The 12691-nt window shown below is 65.4% G+C and carries 12 protein-coding genes; 3 read left to right on the top strand and 9 right to left on the bottom strand.

Translation table 11 applies throughout. The annotated features are described in order from the left end of the window. The first annotated feature begins 9 nt into the window (after positions 1–9). Complete coding sequence (locus PIN01S_RS09200) at positions 10–651, top strand: oxidoreductase (RefSeq protein ID WP_084335363.1); 642 nt, start codon at positions 10–12, stop codon at positions 649–651. A 12-nt stretch (positions 652–663) separates the two neighbouring features. Here PIN01S_RS09200 and PIN01S_RS09195 read toward each other — a convergent pair whose 3' ends face one another. After that, positions 664–1623 carry a LysR substrate-binding domain-containing protein gene (locus PIN01S_RS09195; RefSeq protein ID WP_244505968.1) on the bottom strand — a complete coding sequence of 320 codons (960 nt, stop codon included), beginning with the start codon at positions 1621–1623 and terminating at the stop codon, positions 664–666. 113 nt (positions 1624–1736) lie between these two features. Here PIN01S_RS09195 and PIN01S_RS09190 point away from each other — a divergent pair, with 113 nt between their 5' ends. Both PIN01S_RS09190 and PIN01S_RS09185 read left to right on the top strand, forming a co-directional pair. Further along, positions 1737–3473: an IlvD/Edd family dehydratase gene (locus PIN01S_RS09190; protein ID WP_084335362.1), complete on the top strand. Its 1737-nt coding sequence runs from the start codon at positions 1737–1739 to the stop codon at positions 3471–3473. A 103-nt stretch (positions 3474–3576) separates the two neighbouring features. Beyond that, positions 3577–4719 (top strand): aldose epimerase family protein, encoded by a 1143-nt coding sequence (locus tag PIN01S_RS09185; RefSeq protein ID WP_084335361.1) that lies wholly within the window; start codon positions 3577–3579, stop codon positions 4717–4719. An 11-nt stretch (positions 4720–4730) separates the two neighbouring features. On the opposite strand, the gene PIN01S_RS09180 is transcribed toward PIN01S_RS09185, so the two are convergent. The 8 genes from PIN01S_RS09180 to araG form a co-directional block, all read right to left on the bottom strand. Continuing rightward, entirely contained in the window at positions 4731–5552 is an 822-nt protein-coding gene (locus PIN01S_RS09180; RefSeq protein WP_244505967.1) for a Fic family protein, read from the bottom strand. Further along, positions 5447–5920: a hypothetical protein gene (locus PIN01S_RS27100; RefSeq protein ID WP_244505966.1), complete on the bottom strand. Its 474-nt coding sequence runs from the start codon at positions 5918–5920 to the stop codon at positions 5447–5449. The genes PIN01S_RS09180 and PIN01S_RS27100 overlap by 106 nt, the downstream gene beginning before the upstream one ends. A gap of 626 nt (positions 5921–6546) precedes the next feature. Continuing rightward, entirely contained in the window at positions 6547–6801 is a 255-nt protein-coding gene (locus tag PIN01S_RS09175) for a hypothetical protein (RefSeq protein ID WP_084335360.1), read from the bottom strand. Between the two features lie 543 nt (positions 6802–7344). Further along, on the bottom strand, positions 7345–8493 hold the full coding sequence (gene dgoD, locus PIN01S_RS09170) for a galactonate dehydratase (RefSeq protein WP_084335359.1): 1149 nt from the start codon (positions 8491–8493) through the stop codon (positions 7345–7347). Between the two features lie 10 nt (positions 8494–8503). Beyond that, complete coding sequence (locus PIN01S_RS09165) at positions 8504–9133, bottom strand: 2-dehydro-3-deoxy-6-phosphogalactonate aldolase (RefSeq protein WP_084335358.1); 630 nt, start codon at positions 9131–9133, stop codon at positions 8504–8506. Beyond that, positions 9115–10101: a 2-dehydro-3-deoxygalactonokinase gene (locus PIN01S_RS09160; protein WP_084335357.1), complete on the bottom strand. Its 987-nt coding sequence runs from the start codon at positions 10099–10101 to the stop codon at positions 9115–9117. Before PIN01S_RS09160 ends, PIN01S_RS09165 begins: the two co-directional genes overlap by 19 nt. 29 nt (positions 10102–10130) lie before the next feature. Beyond that, a complete protein-coding gene (gene araH / locus PIN01S_RS09155) occupies positions 10131–11099 on the bottom strand; it encodes an L-arabinose ABC transporter permease AraH (protein WP_084335356.1) in 969 nt (322 codons plus the stop codon). Between the two features lie 19 nt (positions 11100–11118). Continuing rightward, positions 11119–12633 carry an L-arabinose ABC transporter ATP-binding protein AraG gene (gene araG / locus PIN01S_RS09150; RefSeq protein WP_090257181.1) on the bottom strand — a complete coding sequence of 505 codons (1515 nt, stop codon included), beginning with the start codon at positions 12631–12633 and terminating at the stop codon, positions 11119–11121. Between the last annotated feature and the right edge of the window lie 58 nt (positions 12634–12691).

The raw sequence follows: 12691 nt of genomic DNA, 5'->3' as shown, positions 1-12691 counted from the left end.
AGACCAACCATGTACCTGACGCCCCAGCGCATTCTGCTTGCCGGCGCCACCGGCCTCACCGGCGAACACCTGCTCGACCGGCTGCTCAACGAACCCACCATCGCACGCGTGCTGGCCCCCACCCGCCGCCCGCTGGCCGAGCACCCGCACCTGGACAACCCGGTGGGCGAGCTGACCGGCCTGCTGCCGCAACTGGAGGGCCCGCTGGACACCGCCTTCTGTTGCCTCGGCACCACCATCAAACAGGCCGGCTCCCAGGAAGCCTTCCGCGCGGTCGACCACGACCTGGTGCTGGCGGTCGGCGCTCGCGCCCTGGAACTGGGGGCGCGGCATTTCCTGGTGATCAGCGCCATCGGCGCCAACCCGGCGTCCTCGGTGTTCTACAACCGGGTCAAGGGCGAGATGGAAGAAGCGCTCAAGGCCCAGGGTTGGCCGCAACTGACCATCGTCCGGCCATCCCTGCTGCTCGGCCCGCGCAGCGAGTTCCGCCTCGGCGAACGCCTGGCCGCGCCCGTGCTGCGCTGGTTGCCAGGCAAATGGCGCGGCATCGGCGCCTGCACCCTGGCCCGCGCGATGTGGCGCCTGGCCCTGGAAGAAGGCCGAGGCGTGCGCATAGTCGAGTCGGACGAACTGCGCCGCCTGGGCCGCTGAGCAGGCGGCCCGCTAGGCGCGCCGCCCGGCCTCCGCCGCACATTCTCGCAACAGCGCCAGCACGTTGCGGGCCGCCGGCGCCAGCAGTTCCTCGTTGCGGGTGATGATGCCGTAGGCCATCAGGTTGCGATTGAGGTCCTCCTCGATACCCGCCGTCACCGGCACCACGGCCAGCATGCCGTAGCGCGCGTAATGCGCCACCACGTCACGCGGCAAAACGGTGAGCATGTCGTTCCGCTCCAGCAGGGTGGTCACCATCAGCAGGTTCTCCGCATTCACCACCCGGGTCGGCGGCAGCATGCCGACCTGCTGGAACAGGGCATCGAACTCATAGCGCAGCACGCTGCCCGACGGCGGCAACACCCAATCCGCGTCATGCAACTCGGCGAAGGACAACGCCCCGTCGACCAGCCCGGCCCGCGCGCATACGCATAGCGGCTCCTGGAACAAGGGCTCGAAGCGCATCCCGACCTGCCCACCCTCGGCGAAGAATCGCGCCACCAGGAAATCCAGCTCGCCATCCTCCAGCAGCGCCATCAAGTCGCGGCTCGCGCCGGTACGGATACTCAGCTCCAGGTGCGGATGGCGCTGCTTCACGCGGCGGATCACCTCCGGCAGCAACTCCGCGCAGGGCGTCAGGATGGTGCCGATGCGCACGTGGCCACTCTGCCCGGCACGCAGGGCATTGACTTCATCGAAGGCGCTGTCCAGGTCGGTGAGCAGGCGGCGGGCGTGGCGGATCATCGACTCGCCATAGAGGGTCGGTACCACGCCCCGGGCCTGTCGCTCGAACAGCTCCACGCCGAGCCCCTCCTCGAGTTCCTTGAGCAGCTTGGAGATCGCCGGCTGGGAAATCCCCAGCCCTTCGGCGGCGCGGTTGAGGTTGCCGGTCTCGCCCAGGGCAACCAGCAAGGGAATGTGCCGACTTTTCAGGCGGGCACGGACGAACCAGGTGGCATTGAGAGGCTTCAAGCTATATCCATCCATGTATCGCTTAAGAGGAATTACATATTTGTTGATGATGCCTTGCCCTGTCTACGCTCAGTTCCGGCTATATGCCGCGCAGTCCGACAGGAAAGACCGCTATGACCGATAAGAACGTCAAACTCCGCTCCGCCCAGTGGTTCGGCACCGCCGACAAGAACGGCTTCATGTACCGCAGCTGGATGAAGAACCAGGGCATCCCCGATCACGAATTCCAGGGCAAGCCGATCATCGGCATCTGCAATACCTGGTCCGAGCTGACGCCGTGCAATGCGCATTTCCGCAAGATCGCCGAGCACGTCAAGCGCGGCGTGTACGAGGCCGGCGGCTTCCCAGTGGAATTCCCGGTGTTCTCCAACGGCGAATCCAACCTGCGCCCCACCGCCATGCTCACTCGCAACCTGGCGAGCATGGACGTGGAGGAAGCCATCCGCGGCAACCCGGTGGATGCCGTGGTGCTGCTCGTCGGCTGCGACAAGACCACCCCGGCGCTGCTGATGGGCGCCGCCAGTTGCGACGTGCCGGCCATCGTCGTCACCGGAGGGCCGATGCTCAACGGCAAGCACCACGGCCGCGACATCGGTGCCGGCACCATCGTCTGGCAGATGCACGAAGCGCTGAAGGGCGGCCTGATCGATCTCAATGAATTCCTTTCCGCCGAGGCCGGCATGTCGCGCTCGGCCGGCACCTGCAACACCATGGGCACCGCCTCGACCATGGCCTGCATGGCCGAAGCCCTGGGCACCTCGCTGCCGCACAACGCGGCGATCCCGGCGGTGGACGCGCGCCGCTACGTGCTCGCCCACCTCTCCGGCATGCGCATCGTCGACATGGTCTGGGAAGACCTACGCCTGTCCAAGGTGCTGACCAAGGCCGCGTTCGAAAACGCCATCCGGGTCAACGCGGCGATCGGCGGCTCGACCAACGCGGTGATCCACCTCAAGGCCATCGCCGGGCGCATCGGCGTCGACCTCGAACTGGACGACTGGACCCGTGTCGGCCGTGGCACGCCAACCATCGTCGACCTGCAACCGTCCGGGCGCTTCCTGATGGAGGAGTTCTACTATGCCGGCGGCCTGCCCGCGGTGATCCGCCGCCTCGGCGAGAACGGTCTGCTGCCCAATCCCGAGGCGCTGACGGTGAACGGCAAGAGCCTCTGGGAGAACTGCGCCGATGCGCCGATCTACGGCAAGGACGAAGTGATCCGCAGCCTGGACAACCCGATCCGCGCCGACGGCGGCATCTGCGTGCTACGCGGCAACCTGGCGCCGCAGGGCGCAGTGCTCAAGCCCTCGGCGGCCAGCGCCGAACTGATGCAGCACCGCGGTCGCGCCGTGGTTTTCGAGAATTTCGAGGACTACAAGGCGCGCATCAACGATCCCGACCTGGACGTCGACGAGACCTGCGTGCTGGTCATGAAGCACTGCGGGCCCAAGGGTTATCCGGGGATGGCCGAGGTCGGCAACATGGGCCTGCCGCCCAAGCTGCTGGCCAAGGGCATCACCGACATGGTGCGTATCTCCGACGCCCGCATGAGCGGCACCGCCTACGGCACCGTGGTGCTCCACGTAGCGCCGGAGGCGGCGGCCGGCGGCCCGTTGGCGGTGGTGCGCAACGGCGATTTCATCGAACTGGACTGCGCCAACGGCCGCCTGCACCTGGACATCCCCGACGCCGAACTGCAGGCACGCCTGGCGGACCTGCGCCTGCCCGAGCGGACCTGGGACGGCGGCTATCGCCGGCTCTACGTCGATCACGTGATGCAGGCCGACCAGGGCTGCGATTTCGATTTCCTGGTCGGCTGCCGGGGCGCGGAGGTGCCGCGCCACTCGCACTGAGCGAATCGCTTCAAGCGGATGCCCCTGCCAGGCCGTCCCGGGCCTCCGCCTGTAAACCGGCACGGAAGCGTGCCGCTGATCCACAACAAAAAAGGTGGCCACGATGAAACATGCTCGGATTCTCAGCGGACTCGGTTTATCAATGATGATCGGCATCGCCCAGGCCCAGGGCCTCTCCAGCGAGCGCGGCAGCTTCGGCACATTGCCCGACGGCAGGGCGGTGGAGAAATTCACCTTGCGCAACAGCCAGGGCATGGAGGCGGTGGTCATCGCCTACGGCGGCATCCTCCAGGCGCTACGGGTGCCGGACAAACAGGGCAAGGTCGATGACATCGTGCTCGGCTTCGACGACGTCGACGGTTACCTCAAGAACGGCAACGTCTATTTCGGCGCCACCATCGGCCGCTTCGGCAACCGCATCGCCGAGGGTCGCTTCGCGCTGGACGGCAAGACCTACCAAATCCCGCAGAACAACGGCAGCAACGCCCTGCACGGCGGGCCGGAAGGCTTCGACCGCAAGCTCTGGCAAGCCACCCCGCACGACGAGGATGGCTGGGTCGGCGTGCAGCTCAGCTACGTCTCGCCCGACGGCGAAATGGGCTTCCCCGGCACCCTCACCACCCGCGTCACCTACAGCCTCAACGACGCCAACGAGCTGCGCATCCAGTACCACGCCACCACCGACAAACCCACGGTACTCAACCTGACCAACCACAGCTACTTCAACCTGGCCGGCGCCGGCAACCCGAGCATCCTCGAGCAGGTCGCCACGCTGCACGCCTCACGCTACACGCCAGTCAACGACAAGCTGATCCCCACCGGCGAACTCCCGGAAGTCGCCGGCACGCCCATGGACTTCCTCACCCCCACCGCCTTCGGCAAGCACATCAAGGACGACCACCCGCAACTGAAATTCGCCGAACCCAAGCAAGGCGGGTTCGACTTCAACTGGGTCCTCGACACCGGCGGCGACCTGTCCAAGCTGGCCGCCGAAGTCACCGACCCGGCCTCCGGCCGCATACTGCAGATGTACACCACCGAACCCGGCGTGCAGCTCTACACCAGCAACTTCCTCGACGGCAGCATCCACGGCAAGGGCGGCAAAGCCTACCCGCACTGGAGCGCCTTCACCCTGGAAACCCAGCACTACCCGGACTCACCGAACCAACCGGACTTCCCCAGCACCCGGCTCGACCCGGGGCAGGTCTACACGCAGACGACGATCTATAAGTTTCCCAAGCCATGAGACTTGGCCGATCACTGAAAGCGTCGATGCAAATCGGGAAAAATCTCGGCGGCGAACCAGGCAGGCAGGCCCGGCTCGATAGTCCTCGATTTAGGGGTGGGGCTTACGACGATTCCCGCCCTGATCAACCGGGATAATTCATCGATCGCCGGTCGGGCGGAAAGGCCTGTGAAGACCTTGAAGTCGCTCCGCGGCATGGAACCTTGCAGCAGCAGCGCCGCTACGGCCGGCCCACTCTCCGGGCGGATACCCAGTTCCAGTATCCGCTCGTTGTTCTTGAAGGCCCGAATCAGGCGCTCATGCATACGCCTGCGGTTCAGCGCTGCAGTCATATAGTCCACTTGGTCATGACAAACATCGAGCATGAACTCGATGAAAGCGAAGTAATGCCGCTGGGACATCTGACCCCGTCCATCCAAGTCGCCCTCCCGGGGGCGGTCCGCCATCGCAAGCACTCGGTAGTAATCCTCATGCCGCCGAGCCAGACCTCGGGACAATGACCAGAGGTGCGGACGTAAACCAAGCTGGAATAACTGAAGATGGGTCATCATTCGGGCAACACGTCCATTTCCGTCCAGGAACGGGTGTGTCCAGGCCAAGCGATGGTGATAGGCCAGGATCGAGATGAGCTGACGCCTTGCATCACGGTTCCGACCGAATGAAGTCTGCAGATGAGCAAGAATCGCGTGCACAGCGGAAGCCGCCGGGGCCGAATGGTTGCCTACCGTCACCTCCTCGTTCGGCTGGGCTCGAAGCTGACCGGGCACCATGAGCCTCCCGTCGCTGAGGCGAAGAGCATTCTCCTGGGCTCCGGCAAACAATCGATTGTGCACCGCACATAAGAGCTGTACATTTCCGTGAACGCGCGGGGAGTCATGCGGATTGCCCGTTCGAAGATCAGCTGCACCTGCATGTGTTTGACGGCAAGGTCCTGCAACAACCGGCGCTCACGACGGGGGGCATTCTGTGCTCGCTGCATATCCACCAGCTCGGTGTACTGCCCTTCGATCATGTTCGAGTAGTACGTATTGGTTATCTGCAGCAACCTGGCAAGCCTGGCCCCGGTTTCGGGTGCGAGGATTCCGTCCAGAAACGCCACCTTTGCCGGCAGTGCATCGGCCTTCTCGATGATCGAGTCGGGGAGCTGCTCCGGGAGAACCGGATCGACATAATGGATATTCTTGATAAGCGCGGGGGCCATTGTGCTTCCTGCGTCGGATAGACGGGACAGTGCGAAATCCTGAAATAGGAATGCACATTTCAAGACACATCCTAACCGCCTGCAAGGCACGAAAATACAGGACCTTCTGAAAAATCCAGCAAAACCGCCTTCACATTTTTCTGCACATTTCTTTTTTTCGTGGATGGCTAAAGCAATGGAGCCCAGCAGGAAGGGCAGCAACCACTAGACCACCACGCGCCAGCCCCAACCGCCCCAGTTCCGTGACACCCAAAGTGAACTCGACGTGACATAGGCCACACGGCATCCAAGCCCACCCGATCGGGTGATAGCTGATTGCCGGATGCTCCATGAATCTGCCGGCACCACCGCCATAACAACAACAGGTGCCAACATGCGCAGGCTCTTCTTAAGGGTGGATGGTTTTTCGGACGTTCCCACGCTCCGCGTGGGAACGCAGCCCGAGACGCTCCGCGTCTCGTAGACAGAGCAGACGCGGAGCGTCTTTACACTGCGCTCCCACGCTGGAGCGTGGGAGCGATCAACGACACCTTCGTGGAAGCCAGCCGCTGATCCCCGCGCCCTCTCCCGGAGCGGGAGAGGGCTTGCCTCGGACAGGCTTTACTCCTCGCTGCCGACACGCGGCTTCAATCGCCCGGCAGACGCTTGAACGCCGCGTCATACAACCCCGCCGCATCGCCCAGCAGCAGACGAAACGCCGCGAATACTTCACCGTTATCCAATTGCGGTTCGTTGCAATACAGCACCAACGCCAACTGCTGCGCCGCGTTCAAACGCTCCTGCCCGGCTTCGAACAACTCGTCCGAGCTGAGGCGGGTATTGGTGTAGAGCACAGGACGGGAAGTGGTGCTCAGGGAAGGAAGCGGACGGAAGTCAGACATGCCGCACCTCCGCCATGGCGAAGCGACACACTGAACGGATTTCTGAAAAGCTCGGTAAGCGCATGGAAAGTTCCTCGAACGGTTAAGGAACCACATCCACCGTTGCTACACGGATGGAGGTGGACCGCACGGGGGTAGCAAACCGGCGTCCGAGGGAACCGGCCAGGCCGAAGCCTGCCCCGCACGGCCCACCATAGAAATGCGGCAGCCGGGCACAAAAAAGCGCCGGCTACACAGCTACGGCGCTACCGCGCCTCAGACAGTCAGGTTGCTACACCCGGCCACGGGATTGACCGTGACGGGGCGGACTCTAGCGGCTCAGGGGGAGGGAGGCAAGTCGGTTGGGGAGCCAAGACGGGAGAGTGTGAAGGATGTGGGGAAAAGGGGTGGATGGCTATGGCCATCCACCTATGTTCAGGTTATTTGGTGCTAAAGCACGTTCGGCATTGTCAGTGCCGAAGGGGACACATTTAATTTCTCGGTTGTTTGTCAGCGTTGAGCGTTTTTTTCAGGATAAGAGCAGTCCCCAACAGAGACGCCCCCTCACCACTCCGCCACACTCCCATCCGCATGCCGCCACACCGGGTTGCGCCAGCGGTGGCCGGTGCGGGCGCGTTCGATCACGTAGTCTTCGTTGACGTCGATGCCCAGGCCGGGGCCGTTGGGGAGGGTGACGAAGCCGTCCTGGTAGTGGAAGACCTCGGGGTTGTGCAGGTAGTCGAGCAGGTCGTTGCCTTCGTTGTAGTGGATACCCAGGCTCTGTTCCTGGATGAAGGCGTTGTAGCAGACGCCGTCCAGTTGCAGGCAGGTGGCCAGGGCGATGGGGCCCAGTGGACAGTGGAGTGCCAGGGCGACGTCGTAGGCTTCGGCCATGCTGGCGATCTTGCGGGTTTCGGTGATGCCGCCGGCGTGGGAGGCGTCCGGCTGGATGATGTCGACGTAGCCTTCGGCGAGTATGCGTTTGAAATCCCAGCGCGAATACAGCCGTTCGCCCAGGGCGATGGGGGCGCAGGAGAGCGGTGCCAGCTCCTTCAATGCCTCGTGGTTTTCGCTGAGCACCGGCTCTTCGATGAACATCGGCCGGTAGGGTTCGAGTTCCTTCATGAGGATTTTCGCCATGGGCTTGTGCACCCGGCCATGGAAGTCCACGCCGATGCCGATCTCGCCACCCACCGCCTCGCGGATGGCCGCCATGTTGGCCAGCACCGCGTCGACCTTGGCGTGGCTGTCGACGAACTGCATTTCTTCGCAGGCGTTCATTTTCACCGCGCTGAAGCCACGCGCCACTGCCTGTCGCGCGGCGTTGGCGGTATCGGCCGGGCGGTCGCCGCCGATCCAGGAGTACACGCGGATGCGCTCGCGCACACGGCCGCCGAGCAGGTCGGCCACCGACACGCCGAGGGCCTTGCCCTTGATGTCCCAGAGCGCCTGGTCGATGCCGGCCAGGGCGCTCATGTGGATCGCGCCGCCCCGGTAGAAGCCGCCGCGATAGAGCACCGTCCAGTGGTCCTCGATGTGCCGTGGGTCCTTGCCGATCAGGTAGTCGGCCAGTTCCTCCACCGCCGCCGCGACCGTGTGCGCCCGCCCCTCCACCACCGGCTCGCCCCAGCCGCTGAGGCCCTCGTCGGTGTCGATGCGGAGGAACAGCCAGCGCGGCGGAACGAGATAGGTGGTGAGCCCGGTGATCTTCATCGTCGACCTCTCAGGGAAGCGGAATGGGGGCGGTGGCGGCCTGGACGAAGGCCTGCGCGCGTCGGGCCACTTCGTCGGCATCCATACCGGGTGCATAGAGCGCCGAGCCGAGGCCGAAGCCGGCGGCGCCGGCCCGGCGGTAGGCCGCCAGGCTCTCCGGTGTGATGCCACCCACCGGCAGCAAAGCGGTCGCGGCAGGCAGCACCGCGCGCCAGGCCTTGAGTACGCCGGGGCCGAGCTGTTCGGCCGGGAACAACTTGAGCACATCGGCTCCCTCGGCCAGGGCGGCGAAGGCTTCGGTGGGCGTCGCCACGCCGGGCGCGACGGATAGCCCGGCAGCCTTGGCCGCGCGAATCACCTGCGGGTCGCCATGCGGCATGACGATCAGTTCACCGCCAGCCGACCAGACCTCGGCCACCTGGGTGGCATCCAGCACCGTGCCGGCGCCGATCAGGCAGTCGCGCGGCAGGACCTTCCGCAGCCGGGCGATACTCTCCAGCGGCTGCGGCGAGTTGAGCGGTACTTCGATGATTCGGAAACCGGCGTCGTAGAGGGCATGGCCGATGGCTTCCACCTCATCGGGTCGCACACCACGCAGGATGGCGATCAGGCCATTGGCCGCTAACGCTTGGCGGAACATGCGAATACCTCGTCTGCGGGTTGATTCGCGAGCAGCCCGGCCCGCTCCGCGATGCGCCAGAGCCCGGCGACAGTGGCCTGCGGGGCGAAGCTGAGGGTGCTGAATCCGCTGTGTTCCAGGGCCCATAGGTAGCGCGCGCACAGCGCCGAGTTGCCGACCAGCACAATGCGCTGGTGCGAGTCGGCCTGGCAGACCTCGGCCATAGCCATCAACTCGTGGCCGATCAGCAGGCCGGACAGGTAATCGGCCTGGGACTCGCCACGCAGGCCGCCGGTCAGCACCCGCGTGCGACTGCTGAAAATAGTGGACAGCGGGCCGCCGCGTCCGTCGTCGGAGCGGGCAACGCGCACGCCCTCTTCGAAGGCCGCAGCATCGAAGGCCTCGCAAGGGACAACAGTCCGTCCGAGCAGGGTATGGCCCAACAGCGCGGCGTAGACCTCGCCAGTCATGAAGGTCTGGAAGCGGCCCAGGCGGCCGTTCTCCACCGTCACCCATTTACTGTGGCTGCCCGGCAGACCGATCAGCAGGGGCTCGTCCCGCTCGTCTTCGTCCAGCCCGGCGAGCAGGCCGAACACCTGGGTTTCCTCGCCGCGCATGACGTTTGGCAGCGGCCCGTTCTGGATCGCCCCGGGGATCACCCAAAACATGCTGCCGCGCCGGGTTTCGATGGGGGTCAGCGCCGCGGCCAGCCGGCCGGCGTCCAGCGGCACTTCCACGTAGGCGGCTTCGCGCCAGCCCTGAGCGCTGCCGACCATGCCGCAGGCGATCAGCGGCACGCCGGGCTCGGCATCCAGCCAGTCGCCGCAGGCTTCGTCCAAGGCACCTTCGAAGGCCGCATCGCCGCTGCCATCGAGTTGCAGGATGCCACGCGCCAGGCTGCGCTCTTCCAGCGTTTCGCCGCCCGGGCCGAGCCGATAGGCGCGCAGCGACGTGGTGCCCCAGTCCAGGGCGATCAGATGCGTCTCCACCGCGATCCTCCCAGCCACATGGCCGTGTCTCAGCGTTGCTTCAAGCGATCGATGATCACCGCCAGCAGCAGGATCGTGCCGCGGATGACGTACTGGTAGAAGGTGTCGATGTTCTTCAGGTTCATGGCGTTTTCGATGATCGCCAGGATCAGCACCCCGGCGATCACGTGGCGCATCATGCCGATGCCGCCGCTGAGGGAGACGCCGCCGAGCACACAGGCGGAGATCACGGTGAGTTCGAAGCCCTGCCCGATCATCGGCTGCCCGGAGGTCATCCGCGACGCCAGCACCACGCCGGCCAACGCGCCGATCAGGCCGTGCACGGCGAAGATGACGATCTTGGTGCGGTCGACCCGCACCCCGGCCAGCAACGCCGCTTCCTGGTTGCCGCCGATGGCCATGGTGTTGCGCCCGTAGGTGGTGTAGTTGAGCAGCCAGCCGAAGAAGATGAAGCAGAGAATGGTGATCAGGATCGGCACCGGCACGCCGAGCAGTTGGCCGTTACCGAAGACGAAGAAGTCTTCCTGCATCACCCCTACCGCCTTGCCGTTGGAGAAGATGTAGGCCAGGCCGCGGACGATCTGCATGGTCGCCAGGGTGGTGATCAACGCGTTGATGCGCAGCTTGGCGATGACGATGCCGTTGACCATGCCCACCGCCAGGCCCAGCGCCAGGGCGGCGGACACGCCGAGAAAGACGCTCTCGGTGTCGCGCATGACCACCGCAGCGACCACCCCGGAGCAGGCGATCACCGAGCCCACCGACAGGTCGAAGTGCCCCGAGGCGAGACAGAACAGCATGGTGCAGGCGGCGATGCCCACCGTGGAGATTGCCAGGCCCAGGCCGCGCATGTTCAGCGGCGAGAGGAAGTTGTCGATGAACAGCGCCGAGAGCAGGAAGATGCCCAGCGCCGCCAGCAGCATCGCCCAGTCGTCGAGGAAGCGCCGCATATTGAGACCTTGCCGGGGAGCCGCCAGGGTCGTTTCTTGAATCGCCATGGATCACCTCGTGGTTCGTTCAGCCACGCGAACGCGGCAGGGCCAATTGCAACAGGCGCGACTCCTCCGCCTGCTCGCGCGGCACCTCGCCGGTGATCGCGCCTTCGCTCATGACCAGGATGCGGTCGGATATGCCGATGACTTCCATCAGGTCGCTGGACACCACGATCACCGCGATGCCCTCGGCGGCGAGGTCGTGGATGATCTGGTAGATCTCGGCCTTGGCGCCGATGTCGATGCCGCGGGTGGGCTCGTCGAGCAGCAGGACCTTCATCGGCATCGACAGCCAGCGGCCGAGGATCGCCTTCTGCTGGTTGCCGCCGGAAAGGTAAAGAATCTGCTGGGCCGGTGATGGGGTCTTGATGCTCAGGGCGCGAATCTGCCGGACGGCGTTGTCGCGCTCCCAGCGCCCCTGGAGCAGGCACCCCAGCCGCGTGTGCCGGCTGCGCGCGCCGATGTTGATGTTCTCCGCCACGCTGGCCAGCGGCACGATGCCTTCTTTCTTGCGGTCCTCGGGACAGAGCAGGATGCCGGCGGCGATGGCATCGCGCGGCGATGCCAGTGTCAGCGGCTGGCCGTCGAGAGCCAGGCTGCCGGCGCTGCTGCGCGTCAGGCCGGCGAGCAGTCGCAGCAGCTCGGTACGCCCGGCGCCAACCAGGCCGAAGAAACCCAGCACCTCGCCCTTGTTCACCGCGAAGCTGACCGGCTCCTGCAGGCCAGGCCCCAGCAGCCCGTCGACCCGCAGGGCCTCGCCGTGCTGCTCGCGGGGGCGGTAGTTGTAGATGTCCTCGATGTCGCGACCGACCATGCAGGTCACCAGCTGGTCATGGGTCAGCGCCTGCATGTCCTCGAAGGTGCGCACGAAACGGCCGTCCTTGAATACCGTGACGGCATCGCAGATGCGGAAGATTTCTTCCATGCGGTGCGAAACGTAGAGCACCACCCTGCCCTCGTCGCGCAGGCGAGCGATGATCGTCATCAGGCGGTCGATCTCGCGGGCGGACAGGCTGCTGGTGGGCTCGTCGAAGGCGATCACATGGGCGTTGCGCGACATCGCCTTGGCGATTTCCACCAGTTGCCGCTGGCCCAGGGACAGGCTGCCGAGGCGCGCCGCCGGGTCGATCTCGTCGGCCAGACCCTTGAGCACCTCACGGGCCTGACGCAGCATGGCACGCCGGTTGACCAGGCCGAAGCGGGCCGGCAGGTGGCCGAGCAACAGGTTCTCCGCCACGCTCATTTCCGGCACCAGATGCAGCTCCTGGTGGATCACCGCGACGCCGTTGGCGATGCTCTCGGCCGCCGAGCGGAAGGTCATCTGGCGCTCGCCGATCTGCAAGTGGCCGCTGCTCGGCGCGTAGGCGCCGCCGAGGATTTTCAGCAGGGTCGACTTGCCCGCGCCGTTCTCACCCATCAGCGCATGCACCGTACCCGGCCGGGCGACGAAGCTGATCTCCGACAACGCGCAGACGCCGGGGAACGTCTTGCCGATGCCGTGGAAGCGCAGGCTCTCGCCCACCCTGGCCTGTTCGAACATGGCCGTCTCCAGGTCCCCCGCCTCGGTCACGGGGCGCGGGACTGCGGGGCTCGGCCCG

Source organism: Pseudomonas indica NBRC 103045 (genome assembly GCF_002091635.1).
Taxonomy (GTDB): Bacteria; Pseudomonadota; Gammaproteobacteria; order Pseudomonadales; family Pseudomonadaceae; genus Pseudomonas_M; species Pseudomonas_M indica.
The sequence above is the reverse complement of the archived record's forward strand: the minus strand, read 5'-3'. Positions and strand labels throughout refer to the sequence as shown.